At 35.1% G+C, this 14422-nt stretch carries 15 protein-coding genes; 10 read left to right on the forward strand and 5 right to left on the reverse strand.

Annotated features, from left to right (window positions below; all coding sequences use genetic code 11):
- Nucleotides 1-98: 98 nt before the first annotated feature.
- A complete protein-coding gene (locus KM149_RS06415; protein ID WP_241415192.1) occupies nt 99-956 on the reverse strand; it encodes an AraC family transcriptional regulator in 858 nt (285 codons plus the stop codon).
- A 138-nt stretch (nt 957-1094) separates the two neighbouring features.
- Nucleotides 1095-2579: a glucose-6-phosphate dehydrogenase gene (gene zwf, locus KM149_RS06420; protein WP_050330843.1), complete on the reverse strand. Its 1485-nt coding sequence runs from the start codon at nt 2577-2579 to the stop codon at nt 1095-1097.
- Between the two features lie 155 nt (nt 2580-2734).
- Between zwf and rnz the strand changes: the two genes are divergently transcribed.
- Entirely contained in the window at nt 2735-3652 is a 918-nt protein-coding gene (rnz, locus tag KM149_RS06425) for a ribonuclease Z (protein WP_241415193.1), read from the forward strand.
- 305 nt (nt 3653-3957) lie between these two features.
- On the opposite strand, the gene proC is transcribed toward rnz, so the two are convergent.
- Nucleotides 3958-4776 (reverse strand): pyrroline-5-carboxylate reductase, encoded by an 819-nt coding sequence (gene proC / locus KM149_RS06430; RefSeq protein WP_050330845.1) that lies wholly within the window; start codon nt 4774-4776, stop codon nt 3958-3960.
- A gap of 87 nt (nt 4777-4863) precedes the next feature.
- Here proC and KM149_RS06435 point away from each other — a divergent pair, with 87 nt between their 5' ends.
- On the forward strand, nt 4864-5628 hold the full coding sequence (locus KM149_RS06435) for an SDR family NAD(P)-dependent oxidoreductase (protein ID WP_165545485.1): 765 nt from the start codon (nt 4864-4866) through the stop codon (nt 5626-5628).
- Nucleotide 5629: 1 nt separating this feature from the next.
- On the opposite strand, the gene KM149_RS06440 is transcribed toward KM149_RS06435, so the two are convergent.
- A complete protein-coding gene (locus KM149_RS06440) occupies nt 5630-6541 on the reverse strand; it encodes an aldo/keto reductase (RefSeq protein ID WP_241415194.1) in 912 nt (303 codons plus the stop codon).
- 79 nt (nt 6542-6620) lie between these two features.
- Between KM149_RS06440 and KM149_RS06445 the strand changes: the two genes are divergently transcribed.
- The 3 genes from KM149_RS06445 (at nt 6621) to xerD (ending at nt 8648) form a co-directional block, all read left to right on the forward strand.
- Nucleotides 6621-7163, forward strand: coding sequence for an NUDIX hydrolase (locus tag KM149_RS06445; protein WP_241415195.1), 543 nt, complete (start codon nt 6621-6623; stop codon nt 7161-7163).
- Between the two features lie 104 nt (nt 7164-7267).
- Nucleotides 7268-7732, forward strand: a complete 465-nt coding sequence (gene fur / locus KM149_RS06450; protein WP_016425130.1) for a ferric iron uptake transcriptional regulator — start codon at nt 7268-7270, stop codon at nt 7730-7732.
- A 28-nt stretch (nt 7733-7760) separates the two neighbouring features.
- A complete protein-coding gene (gene xerD / locus KM149_RS06455) occupies nt 7761-8648 on the forward strand; it encodes a site-specific tyrosine recombinase XerD (RefSeq protein ID WP_241415196.1) in 888 nt (295 codons plus the stop codon).
- Nucleotides 8649-8732: 84 nt separating this feature from the next.
- On the opposite strand, the gene KM149_RS06460 is transcribed toward xerD, so the two are convergent.
- A complete protein-coding gene (locus tag KM149_RS06460) occupies nt 8733-9242 on the reverse strand; it encodes a DUF309 domain-containing protein (RefSeq protein ID WP_165545481.1) in 510 nt (169 codons plus the stop codon).
- A gap of 94 nt (nt 9243-9336) precedes the next feature.
- On the opposite strand from KM149_RS06460, the gene KM149_RS06465 reads away from it, so the two are divergent.
- The 5 genes from KM149_RS06465 to KM149_RS06485 all read left to right on the forward strand — a co-directional run bounded on the left by KM149_RS06465 (nt 9337) and on the right by KM149_RS06485 (nt 14004).
- Nucleotides 9337-10065 (forward strand): segregation and condensation protein A, encoded by a 729-nt coding sequence (locus tag KM149_RS06465; protein ID WP_050330850.1) that lies wholly within the window; start codon nt 9337-9339, stop codon nt 10063-10065.
- The gene (scpB, locus tag KM149_RS06470) at nt 10055-10597 is read left to right on the forward strand and encodes an SMC-Scp complex subunit ScpB (RefSeq protein WP_050330851.1); all 543 of its coding nucleotides are present in this window, start codon (nt 10055-10057) and stop codon (nt 10595-10597) included. Before KM149_RS06465 ends, scpB begins: the two co-directional genes overlap by 11 nt.
- Nucleotides 10597-11340, forward strand: coding sequence for a pseudouridine synthase (locus KM149_RS06475; RefSeq protein WP_241415197.1), 744 nt, complete (start codon nt 10597-10599; stop codon nt 11338-11340). Before scpB ends, KM149_RS06475 begins: the two co-directional genes overlap by 1 nt.
- A gap of 212 nt (nt 11341-11552) precedes the next feature.
- On the forward strand, nt 11553-12278 hold the full coding sequence (locus KM149_RS06480) for a response regulator transcription factor (protein ID WP_050331964.1): 726 nt from the start codon (nt 11553-11555) through the stop codon (nt 12276-12278).
- On the forward strand, nt 12262-14004 hold the full coding sequence (locus KM149_RS06485; protein WP_060829884.1) for an ATP-binding protein: 1743 nt from the start codon (nt 12262-12264) through the stop codon (nt 14002-14004). Before KM149_RS06480 ends, KM149_RS06485 begins: the two co-directional genes overlap by 17 nt.
- Nucleotides 14005-14422 lie beyond the last annotated feature (418 nt).

Raw genomic sequence — 14422 nt, forward strand, 5'->3', positions numbered from 1 at the left:
GGATGATATAAATTGATTAAAAAAAGAGACTTCGCAAGCAATAAGTTGCGAGTCTCTTTTTAATATCTTTATTTAAACGCTATCTGTAACTTCAAATATTATTCATCGTCAATATTGACTGGTACGCAAAGTTGTACTTTCGTAAATGGATCCTCAAAAGAAATCTCAAATGGATAAATTTCAACGTAAAGGCTATTACGCTCAAAAGGTAAAGTCAGTTGTAAACTAGTTTCTATGTAATGCCAAGCTTCACTTGTGACATAATCAATCTCTCCTTGTAAATTAAACAATGCAAATTGACGTTCAGCAAAGAAACGATCTTCTAAATGTGCAGGCAAACGCTCACTTGGCACACCTACAAAAACTTCCAAGCCCTGGTCTAAAGGACAGCTTACAACAAATAATTCGCTAGGACTGCGATCATTATAGCGGATCATCTCTTTCAATCGGCCATCTGCTTTCAAATCCTCAAGAAAGTCAGGCACAATAAAATGATTATCTAATTCATTAGAAGGGATAAAACGAGAATGTCCCACTAAAGTATAGCCTCCCATATTATCAAGACGATAAGGAAGTGGGGGACGTGAAGTTGTTGATAATTTCAAATACAATCTTTCTTGCATTTTCAATTGATCTTGCTTCAATTTAGCTTGTAACGGCGAAACCCCATGATAATCACTAAAATCATGTGCAAAATCATTCACATCTTCATAATGATAGCGTTTAGCCACATTGATTAACCGATTTGCACCTTGAATTAAATCTTTGGCAGCTAACGTTAATCGTCTAGCTCGACAATATTCATGAGGGGTTTGGCCTATAATCATCGTAAAAGATTGTTCTAAATGATAAGGAGAAATTTCAACGTATTCACTTAATGTTTGCAAATCAAACGATTCTAAAAGATGATCTTCCATATAGACTATAGCACGTTGCAACTGTTTGATAACGTCCAAAATTTTCACTCCCTATACTCTTAAAACTCACGACATACGATTTTTCGTATCTAGTTATCAATTATATAACAAAAAACAGCTAAGTGATACTAAAACCGTATCTCTTAGCTCATTTTCTATTAACCTTATGTTTTTAAATTATTGAATGTCATTCCACCATTTAAAACCATCTCTGCTTAGCAATAAATCACTATCTAACGGACCATCTGTTCCAGATTCATAATTAGGAAATTCTGGTTCAAATTTATCCCAAGCTTCTTGAATTGAATCGACAAATTTCCATGTTGATTTCAATTCTTCCCAATGCGTAAAGTTTGTCGCATCACCTTTTAAGCAATCATATAGCAAGTTTTCATATGCATCGACCGTATTCATTTTATCTTGTGCACTCATCGCATAAGACAATTGAACGGGTTCAGTTTCAATTCCTTGTACATATTTTTTACCATTCAGATGAATAGAAACGCCTTCGTTCGGTTGAATATTGATGACAAGTAAATTAGAATCTAAATGTTTATCTTTTTGATAATAAAGGTTCATAGGAACTTCTTTAAATTCAACCACAACTTGAATTGATTTACGTTTTAAACGTTTACCGGTACGGATATAAAATGGAACGCCAGCCCATCTAAAGTTATCAATGAGCACTTTCCCAGAAACAAAAGTAGGGGTCTTAGAATCAGAAGCAACTTTATCTTCTTCACGATACGCTTTCACTTGTTGACCGTCAATCGTTCCACGATCATATTGTCCTCTAACAAACTGTTGACGTACTTCTTCTGGTTTTAACACGTGCATAGATTTTAAAACTTTAACTTTTTCTGCTCGAATGTCGGCACTATTCAAACTAATAGGCGGCTCCATTGCCAATAATGCTACCATTTGTAACATATGGTTTTGCACCATATCTTTTAAAGCACCACTAGATTCATAATAGCCACCACGATCTTCAACACCTAATATTTCTGATGAAGTGACTTGAATATTTGAAATATATTTATTATTCCATAAAGGTTCAAACATTGCATTACTAAAACGTAAAACTTCAATATTTTGAACCATATCTTTTCCTAAATAGTGGTCAATTCTAAAGATTTCTTCTTCTTTGAAAGAACGTCGTATTTGTTTATTTAATTCTTCCGCGGATTTCAAATCACTACCAAACGGCTTTTCAATGACTAAACGTTTAAAGCCTTCTGTATTTGTTAAGCCAGAAGATTTTAAATAATCTGTTACGATGCCAAAAAATTGGGGCGCCATCGCAAGATAAAAGACACGGTTACCCCCTAAAGAGAATGTACGATCTAAAGATTCACTTAACTCTAATAGTGTTTGATAACTTGCTTCATCATTCACATCATGGGGTTGATAAAAGATATGTTGCATAAATTTGTCTAAATGTTTTGTATCTTGGACATGCGCTTGAATAGATGCTTTTACTTGTGCTCTAAAATCATCGTTAGTCAATTGACGTCTACCGATACCAATAATCGCTACTCTTTCATCTAAATTATCTTGTTGATAGAGATGAAAAAGGGAAGGGAATAATTTACGGTGACTTAAATCACCAGTTGCGCCGAATATGGTAATAAGCGCTGGAATATGATTATTTGTCTTATTCAAGATTCAAAACCTCAATTCTTTTTATATTGAATATGTGTACATTATAAAGCATATCGTACATAATGACATACAATTCTGCTTTCATGCTATACAGTCAGATTTCGTTACCGATTCATTGGCAATTATGGTAATATAACGCTAAGGAGGCACGAAGCATGGAAATCACATTTTTTGGTACCAGTGCAGGGTTACCTACTAAAGAGCGTCATACACAATCTATCGCTTTAAAACTTGAGCCTTATTTAACAGATATTTGGCTTTTTGATGTGGGGGAAGCAACCCAGCACCAAATACTCCACCATTCCATTAAACTCGGAAAAGTCAGTCACATTTTTATCACACATATGCATGGTGATCATGTTTTCGGCTTACCGGGCATTTTGACCAGTCGTTCATTTCAAGGTGGAGAGTCGAAGCCACTGACTGTAATCGGTCCAAAAGGCATAAAAGATTTTATTGAATACAATTTATCATTAACTTATTCACATTTAAATTATCCGTTACACATTATCGAAATAGACAAGCGTCTTGATTTAAGTATTAATCATTTTGAAGTTAATGCTAGGCCCTTAAACCATGGTATTCCTTGCTATGGATATCGTATTAAGGCACCGAATACCCCAGGAAAATTAGACGTTTCGAAATTGAAAGCGTTAGGTATTCCGCCAGGCCCACTCTATCAAAAGATTAAGTCTCAAGATACATTTGAATATGATGGCAAAACCTATGATGCAAATCAATTCAAAGGTCCTGAAAAAACAGGGAAAACCATTGCTATTTTCGGTGATACAAAACCGAGTGAGCATGCACTCGAACTTGCACATCACGTTGATGTATTAGTTCATGAATCCACATATATTGAAGGCGATAAGTCTTTAGCCAATGCTTATCATCATAGTCATATTGAAGATGTCCTTCAATTAATGGCGGATGGTCAAGTTAAACATGGGTTGTTGACGCACTTAAGTGGACGCTACACTAAAGAAGACATTCAATTGATAGAAGCTCAAATCCAAGCAGAATCTGAACAATCGTTTCAGTTTGTTGAAGATTTTGATAGTTATACATTTTAATAGCGATCTCGCAAACAAAAAGTTGCGTCCGTGACATAAAATTCTTGAAAACCTTGTATTCATGAACTCGCTACATGAGGACTGAAATCTCAACTCAATTTGGCTTATTTGAAGCAGAATGGCGGGAGCAGGACATCCGAACTCTACAATCTAAGACAGTCGCCCATGAAAGCGAAGTCATACAATACGAGGTTTTATCATAAAAATGAAGCGCTAAGACGATTTTCAAGTAAAATTCATCTTAGCGCTATTTATGTGAAAATTAATATCCCAACTGCAACACTTATATATGAAACCTTTTGTAATTACAATTCATCTTCTTGCGCTGATAGCTCGATGCTACGATTGACAGCTGCATTTAAGCAATCTTCAAATATACCTTCTAAATTATATTCAGACAATGCATTTAATCCAGCTTGTGTCGTACCACCTTTTGAAGTGATATTTTTTCTTAATTGTTCCATACTCAAGTCAGAACGCTCAATCATCTTACTAGTCCCTATAATCAACTCGCGTATAGACTCTTCTACTTGAGCTCTTTCAAGACCTAATTTTGTACCTGCCATCACATATTGTTCGAATACATGATATAAGAATGCAGGACCACTTCCTGTTATCGCAGTGACTTGATGCAAATGTGCTTCTTGAACTTCGATTGCAGATCCAAATGCATTGATGACTTCTAAAACTTCTTCTTTAGAAGTTGGACCAAAATTCGAAGAGAAACTCACACCGGTTACAGAATGGCCAACATGTGCATTTGTATTTGGCATAATACGCGCAATCGGAGCATGCGTATCGAGTTTCTGTTTAATATAAGAAATCGGTAATCCTGCCATGATTGAAATGAATTTATTTTGATTATGAATATTTCCTTTAATGCGTGTAGCAAGTTGATCAAAATCATGTGGTTTTGATCCAAGAAAAACATAATCGGCATCTTTTAATAAAGCTTCATCATCATAACTATATTGAATACCTAAATCTTCTTTATAAGATTGCAACATTTCTTCATTAGTACGGTTCGTTAAATAAATATCCTCAGGCGCCAAAATTTTCGAATTAATAATACCCGTAAAAATGGCGTGTGCCATATTGCCGGCACCATAAAAAACGATTTTCATACGACATTTCACTTCCTTATTTAGTACTTTTACATTACAGTTATTCATAGCGCTATGGGAACGATTTAAAAGATAAAGGGTGATTTTATGCAAAAACCACATTTTATTATGACTGGTAGTACCAGTGGTCTCGGATTCGCATTGGCTCAAGCCATGCTTCAAGACCATTGTGAATTAACACTAATTGTACGAGATAAAAATAAAGCACGTGCGTACTTTTCGAATCAAAATGTCCATTTGATTGAATGCGACCTTTCTGATATCCGACAAGTGCGTGAGATCAATCTTCAATTAAATCCAGACATCCAATATGAGGGTCTTATACATTGTGCAGGTTTAGGCTATTTTAAATCATTGCTTCAGCATAAAGATGTAGAAGTGGTAGAGACTTACCAAATCAATATCGTGCATTTTGCGATTTTACTTAAACGATGTGCACCATTCTTTAAAGCCCATGCAACTGTTGTAGGCATCAGTAGCCTCGCTGCATTTGCTACACAACCTTACGCTGCTCATTACGGTGGTAGTAAGGCAGCGCTCAATCATCTGCTTAATGCGTTACGAATGGAACAGCCTAATTGGCACGTTATGACAGTTAACGTAGGGCCGATTCAAACACCTTTTCATGGTAAGGCGGATCCATCAGGACAATACGCACATCAAGTGAAACGAATCATGCGTCAACCCGAATTTGTAGCCGCACAAATCATCAAAGCGCTGAGACAAAAGAAAATTGAAGTCAATCTTCCAAAAGGGCTCCACTTAATGTTGAAATGGTATCAACTTGCTCCCCGATGGATTGAAAAATTTGCTAAACCTCTTTTTCTAGGTAAGAAAAGGAAGGGTCTGTAAGTTACATTTCCCAATGTTCTGCATAATGAAGGCGTTTCACAACATCCATTGCAGCTTGAAGTTGTTCGTTAGTAACCGTTGAATGATACTGTTGAATATTTTCACTCAGTTGCTCAGGTGTGCTCGCGCCAACGATGATCGATCCTAATACTGCGTGAGACTTTAAGAATTCAAAGGCTAGCGCAGTAAGCTGAGGATTCATCTGTTGAAGCAACTGAATTGTTTGTTTCAATTCTTCGTAACTGTAATCAAAAATTCCTTCTTTAAATTTATTATTCAGAGTGACTTCCGCTTTGTTGGTGAGCAATCCTTTAAAAACTGGGCCTCTAGCTAAAAGTTTCACACCTTTTTGATTGATTTCGTCAAGTAAATCGAGCGGGCGATTATCAATTAAATTAAATTGCGACATGATCGTTTCAATTTGACTATGTTTCAAATAATAGCGTATGACATTAGGGCGTATAGATGAAATACCAGAAGCTTTGATCAGTCCTTCTTGCTTCAATTCATCGAATGCACTAATCGTTTCATCTAATGGATCCTCAATTGTTCCACCGTGAAGCATGTAGAGGTCAAGCGTTTCTAAGCCAAGTCTTTTTAAAGATTGTTTAACATTGTTTTTAATGTGTTTTTTTGAAGGATCCCAAAAAGTTTCTCCATTATCTTTTAAGTGATTGCCGACTTTTGTGCCAATAACAATATCACTATTTTGTTGATATTTTTTTAAAACTTTCCCAACAATCTTTTCATTTTCACCTTTATCGTAAATATCTGCCGTATCAAAATAGGTAATACCCGCTTCAATGGCTGTCTCTATAATTTTAGAAGCATCATTTTCATCTGTACCTAGACTCATACATCCCAATCCTAATTCTGATAAAGTCAGACCACTTTTCAATGTGTTTTTTTGCATGTTAAAGCTCCTTCCGATAAAATTTATGTATACTAATGATAGCAAACTGTGAGAAAAATTGAAAAGGGGCATATCACTGATGAATTTTGAAGAAAAAACAATATCAAAAGAAACAATTTACGAAGGCAAAATTATAAATGTAGAGAAACATGAAGTTCGCTTACCCAATCAAAAAACAGCCTATAGAGAAGTCGTAAAACATAATGGTGCTGTTGCGATTTGTGCTGTAACACCAGAAAATGAGGTCATTCTAGTGAAGCAATATCGCAAACCTTTAGAACAAACATTATTAGAAATACCTGCTGGTAAGCTTGAACCCGGTGAAGATAGAAAAGAAGCAGCAATGAGAGAACTTGAAGAAGAAACAGGTTATCAAACTGACCGATTAGATTTGATTGGCGAAGTATATGGTACACCCGGTTTTGCAAATGAAAAAATATCTATTTATTTTACGGACTCACTCCAAAAGGGCACTGTTCATTTAGATGAAGATGAGTTTGTTGAGAAAATACATTTTTCAATGGCCGATGTTAAAAGTGCAGTAGAAACACATGAAATAGAGGATGCTAAAACGCTGATTGCATTCCAATACCTATTACTATATTATAATCATTCTAAATAAATAACCGCTATGAGTTGCTTTTTTTCTCAATTACTGGTAATTTATAACAAGTAAAACAATCAAATTGTAATAATTATAATTTTCAGTAGAGGGGTGAGGCTTCCGTGGAGGAAAGACTTAATCGCGTGAAGCAACAGTTACAGCAGTCTTCATATAAATTAACACCGCAACGTGAAGCAACGGTGCGTGTTTTAATTGAAAATGAGACTGATCATTTAAGTGCCGAAGATGTTTACTTAAAAGTAAAAGAAAAAGCACCTGAAATTGGTTTAGCCACTGTTTATCGTACACTAGAACTTTTAGCAGATTTAAAAGTTGTGGATAAGGTGAGCTTTGGTGATGGTGTTGCACGTTTTGATTTACGAAAAGAGGGGTCTAAGCATTTTCATCACCATCTTGTTTGTATGGAGTGTGGTAGAGTAGATGAAATAGAAGAAGACTTATTACCACAAGTAGAAGAACGTGTTGAAAATGAATTTAATTTTAAGATTTTAGATCACAGACTTACATTTCATGGTATTTGTGAAGCGTGTCAAAAAGAGGGCAAAGGCACAAAAGCGCAAATGTAATGATATTGACAAGAATTGAGGTCAATGCATGGAAGAAATTCGAGATGAATATTTAAGATTTATTCAAATAGAAAAAGGTTTGTCCAACAACACAATCGCTGCGTATCGTCGTGATCTTAACCACTATTTAAGCTATTTGAAAGAGCAAAAAATTACTCATTTAAATTTTGTTAATCGGCAAATCATTCAAGAGTGGTTTGGTTTTTTACATGACGAAGGACGTTCAGCGAAATCCCTTGCAAGATTCACTTCGACAATTCGAAGCTTTCATCAATTTGCTTTGAGAGAAGGTTATACGACACATGATCCAACTGTCCTTATCTCGACACCAAAATATGATAGAAAGTTACCTGATGTACTATCTATTGATGAGGTTGACCAATTATTAATGGCACCTGACACTTCAAAAATTAACGGTTATCGTGATAAAACAATGCTTGAACTTTTATATGCGACTGGGATGCGTGTATCTGAACTTATTCATATAGAAGTCCAAGATGTCAATCTTATCATGGGCTTTGCAAAAGTGTTTGGTAAAGGGAGCAAAGAAAGAATTGTGCCTTTAGGTGAAACGGTCATCGATTGTTTAGCGCATTATATACAAGAGATAAGACCACAATTGTTAAAACATACGACTACCCATGTTTTATTTTTAAACATGCATGGTAAGCCAATGTCAAGACAAGGCGTTTGGAAGATGATTAAGCAAGTTGGGCTTAAAGCGGGTATTACCAAAAGACTAACACCACATACATTACGTCATTCATTTGCTACACATTTATTGGAGAATGGCGCTGATTTGCGCGCTGTACAAGACATGCTAGGACATTCAGATATTTCTACAACACAATTGTATACGCATGTGACTAAAAATCAGATTCGTAAAATTTACCAAGACTATCATCCTAGAGCTTAGTCCTTAGTTTGAAGTTAGCGTTTGGTCTTTAGAGATGAAAGAATAAAAGGAATAAAACAGAAGTTCATTTAAGAATCATCTGTTTTATTCCTTTTTTCTTTGTGTTAGTGCGTGGTGACGTGCTGCGATCACTTCTGTCCGATCTCTCAGTTGATGATGATGTAAAATATAAGGCGTACTAACAACATGCTTTGTTACACAATAATTCGGAAACTCCCCTTTAATTTGTAGTTCCATTTCTTTTGTCAGAGGCAGTTGAATTGGAGAAAAAGGGATTTCTAGAGATGTTGCGTGTATTAAATGCTTTAATACTTCCTTATATTCTGAAATATTTAAACCTAAATATACCAGTTCATTCAGTTTATAGGATTGAATGATTTGATAAGCCTTATTAAAGGTTTTGTGGGCACCTTTATAGTTACCTCTACGATAGTGATAGCATCCTGTAGCCAATAGGATTAAACTTACAACAGCATCTTGTTTGGTAAACTCAGACTGCAGTTTCCACGCTTCCTCTAAAATATCATGGCACAAAAAATAATGCTGTTCATAATGAAATTGATAATAAAAATGAACTAAATCACTTTCTTTCATTTTATCACTCCAAAAATTTATTGTTATACATAAACATGCTATAATATTTTTTGTTATTATGCACATGACTTGCAATACGAAATGAGGATCACCCATGTATGAAGTAAAACTTGATGCCTTTAACGGACCGTTGGATTTATTGTTGCACTTGATCAATGAATTCGAAATTGATATCTATGATATACCTATGCGTGAATTAACAGAGCAATATATGCAGTACGTTCATGCAATGAAGCAACTTGAAATTAATATCGCAAGTGAATATTTGTTAATGGCTTCTGAACTCTTAATGATTAAAAGTAAAATGTTATTACCTGACACACCTCAAGAGGATTTATTAGAAGAGGATCCACGTGACGAACTTGTAGAAAAATTAATTGAATATCAAAATTACAAAGCCTATTCTGAAATGTTAAACGAGCAACGCGAACTTCGTGAGCATTATTATACAAAAGCGCCAACAGATTTGTCACACTATGAGCAATCTGAGCGCATGTCACACGATACTCAAATCGATTTAACTGAGTTGATTGTTGCATATCAAAAAATGAAAACGCGTGTTGCACTTAAAAAGCCAACGACAGTAGATATAAGAAAAGAAACATATACGATTCAACAATCCACCCAACACATATATGATCAGTTAAAAACATCTACTCGCATTTCTTTTTTTGACTTGTTTACATTTCATGAATCTATTGAACATGTTGTTACGCATTTCTTAGCTTTGTTAGAAATGTCTAAAAATGGCATCATTCAATTACAACAAGTCCAAGCATTTCAGAATATCGAAATCAGTAAAGGGGTTAATTATGACACTTAATACAATAGAAGCACTTTCCGCAATTTTGTATACAGTCGGTGAAGATGGCATTGACGAAGCACAATTACTCGAAACACTAGCTATTGATTCAGACACGTTAAACACGACAATCTCTCAATTAAATATACCGGGGCTTGAAATCCATCAATATGGTAATCGTTTTGTTTTAACAACGCAAAGAGAAGCTGAACCTTATATAGAGTCGCTGATTATTAATAAAGCATCAACAAAACTTTCACAAGCTGCCATGGAAGTCTTAGCCATCATAGCTTATAATCAACCTGTTACTAGAAATGATATAGAATTAATTAGAGGCGTCAGTTCAGATGGTCCAGTTAAAACGTTGATTGGTAAAGGCCTAATTGAACCTCGAAATAACCCTGAAGCCCGAGGTCAACAATTATATACAACTGAATTGTTTTTAAATGTGTTTGGCTTAGAAAACTTAGAAGCATTGCCTACAACTGATGAGGAAGAAGAGGAAATCGAATCCTTTTTTAGTCAGTTAGTGAATCAAAAAGGAGAATCATAATGAGCAAAGAATTAGAAAGACTACAAAAGCGGATCGCAAATAGCGGCTATACGTCAAGACGTAAAGCAGAAACATTAATCCAAGAAGGTAAGGTCCAAGTGAATGGTGTTACAGTCACTGAACTTGGAACGAAAGTCCGACCTTCCGATGAAGTCAGTGTAGAAGGGATTCCTCTTGAACTGAAAGATAAATTATATATTTTATTTTATAAACCTGCCCAAGTCATTACGAGTGTTTCAGATGATCGTGGTCGAAAAGTAGTCACTGATTATTTCGACGACCTTGAAACACGCATATATCCAGTAGGTCGCTTAGATTATGATACTTCTGGTCTGTTATTGTTAACGAATGATGGTGCTTTTACGCATCTAATGACACATCCTCGCTTTAAAATACCAAAAACTTACGTTGCTAAAATAGAAGGTTATATTTTAAGAGATCAGGTTAAAGCATTGGAAAAAGGAATTAAGCTTGAAGATGGACTCACACAACCTGCAAAAGTGAAAGTTAAAAAACAAAATAAAGAGAAAAACAGTTCTTTAGTAGAAATTACAATTACAGAAGGACGTAATAGACAGGTGAGACGTATGTTTGAACATTTTGGTTTTAATGTTCAAAAACTATCTCGCGTTTCATTTGGACCATTGACATTAAAAGGATTAGGTGCAGGAGAGGGTCGAATCCTATCACCGCATGAAGTTAAATCATTGAGACAACTCGCTGAAAGCGGAACGAATCAATAATTGAACGCACTTTGTTTGTATGAGGCCAACAAGCACATCTTATTAAATCTTTTGTTTTAAAAAATAATACTTTTTTAAGAATAAAATTACAGGCATACTCTTTTTTATGGAATTTTAATTCAAATTCATTGTTTTATTATCAAGCAGATATTTCGATATGCTATAATAAGCTTTAGGTTATAAATGTCACCATGTGTGGGAGGTATGTCATGATGACTAATGAAATCTTAGTCGTAGATGATGAACATCGTATTAGAAAATTATTAAAATTGTACTTAGAAAGAGAAGGTTACGAGATAGCTGAAGCGAGTGATGGTCGCGAAGCATTAGAACTAGCAACGAAATACGATTATGCATGTATTTTATTAGACCTGATGTTACCTGAATTAGATGGTCTTGAAGTTGCGATGAAATTACGCGAAACGAAAGATACGCCAATTATTATGCTTACAGCTAAAGGTGAAGAAAATAATCGTGTTGAAGGTTTTGAATCCGGTGCAGATGATTATATTGTTAAACCTTTTTCACCTCGCGAAGTCGTTTTACGTGTCAAAGCACTTTTACGCCGGACACAATCGGCAACAGCTGAACAAAATGAACCTCATGCGCGTGACATGGTTGAGTTTAAACACCTCACAATTGACAATGATGCGCATAAAGTTTTAGCGGATGAAACACCAGTGAATTTAACACCTAAAGAATATGAGCTACTCATCTTTTTAGCTAAAACGCCAAATAAAGTTTTTGATAGAGAGCAATTATTAAAAGAAGTTTGGCACTATGAATTTTACGGTGATTTAAGAACTGTGGATACACATGTCAAACGCTTGCGTGAAAAACTGAATCGAGTTTCTGCAGATGCAGCTAAAATGATTCAAACTGTATGGGGAGTAGGCTATAAGTTTGAAGTTATTCAGTCGGATGAAACGACTCAATAATGTCGTTATAAAACTGTGGTTAACTATTTTATTAATAGTAACGACAGTTTTAATTTTATTAAGTGCTGCGCTCATCACATTTTTCCAATATTATTTTACGCAAGAAACAGAACGCTCTCTCTATAAAAGTGCTGAAAATGTAAGTAAAGTGATTGAAAATAGTCATAATCGTAAAATTGCGATTGAACATAGTGAAGACCTATTGGAAAATAATAAAGGTCTCATTATCTTACCCGATCGCCTTCATATCAACGAGCACGATATGGTCAAATCTAAAATGTTAAAAGAAATCAATCACCATGCATTATTTGATAAAGTTTTAACACAAAACAAATCGAAACTTCAACATGTCATGTTTAATATTGATGGGAAAAAGCACACTTTTGTATTGCTTGGGTATCCGTCGAAAGATTCAACCGGCAAAGCTTCTGTTATTTTTATTTATCAAGACTTAAAAAGCATTGATGAAACAAATAACATTATTACCATCATTATTTTAATTACTGCTGTCGTCTTTTTAGCAGTTACGACCGTTTTCGCATTTTTCTTATCAACACGTATTACCCATCCTTTACGTCAACTTAAAACGCAGGCAAGAGAGGTCGCACGTGGAAATTATGATAAGCGTGTCCCCGTCCAAACAAAAGATGAAATTGGCGAATTGGCGATGACTTTTAACAAAATGAGTCGAAGCATCCAAAATCATATCGATGCATTAGTCACTTCTAAAAATATTCGAGATACATTAATTAATTCAATGGTTGAAGGTGTGCTAGGGATTAATCACCAACGACAAACTATCATCTCAAATCAGCTCGCGCAACGGATGTTGTCAGAAATGAACGCGCATGATAAAGAGATGTTCGATCAACAGATTGATGATACTTTTAAAAGTCAAAGTACAGAATTCAGAGAATATGAAATGAATCAACGTTTTTATGTGGTCATTATGAGTTACATTCATAATATTCAAACGAATGGTGAAGGTGGACTTGTGGTAATCATCAGAGATATGACGAATGAACATGAGCTTGAACAAGTGAAGAAAGATTTTATTGCTAGTGTCTCTCATGAACTTAGAACACCTATTTCTTTATTACAAGGCTATACCGAGTCAATTGTTGATGGCGTGGTCACAGAACCTGATGAAATTAATGAATTTTTGTCTATCGTTTTAGATGAATCTAAGCGCCTCAGTCGACTCGTTAATGAACTGTTAAACGTAGCAAAAATGGATGCTGAAGGCCTAAATGTAACGCAAGAAGTCCAGCCTATGAGTGATTTAATTAAAAAAATGGCGATTAAATATAGACAACAAGCTTATGAGCTCGATTTACATCTTGATTTTCAACTTGATGGTGAAATGGCGTCACCTTGGTATTATGACTTTGATCGTATGGAGCAAGTACTAACTAACTTAGTTGATAATGCATCTCGATACACACAACCAGGGGATACGATATCTATTCATGCGAAATCAACTGTAGACCAACAAATTTTGATCGTTAAAGATACAGGTGTGGGTATTCCATCCGAACATTTAGAAAAAGTTTTTGAACGCTTTTATAAAGTTGATGCCGCTCGTAAACGCGGAAAACAAGGTACTGGACTTGGGCTATTTATCACGCGAATGATTATTGAAGCGCATGGTGGCCACATCGATGTTGACAGTCGTATCAACGAGGGAACAATCTTTACCATCACACTGCCTAAAAAGAAGGCATAAAGTTTAAAAAATCATAAAGTGACCGTTTTCTTATCTACTTAATACTTATCACACTTTAGTAGACCAATAAGATTAGGACATCAAATCCAAAATCAATAGTACTCAGATGATTTTTAATAGAAATCGTCTGAGCACTTTCTTTTTATGATAAAACTTCATATTGTATAACTTCGCTTTTATAACGAAGTAACTTAGCCTATAGCTTTTGTCCTCTAAGCAAGCGCGTTCAAGAAGGAAAAGTGATTAAATATTGTATTTCCCAAATTCATATTTGATACAAAAAGCGCACAATCCTTTCTACAATTAGAAGTATCCGACAACTTATAATTAAAGAGATAATACGCTTATATCTGTTTTTTACGTCAATCACAATCGGCATTGCATCATAGTATAAATTTCAAATAAAACCATCCTCTCA

Origin of the sequence: Staphylococcus coagulans (assembly GCF_022557135.1) — a bacterium.
GTDB classification, from domain to species: domain Bacteria; phylum Bacillota; class Bacilli; order Staphylococcales; family Staphylococcaceae; genus Staphylococcus; species Staphylococcus coagulans.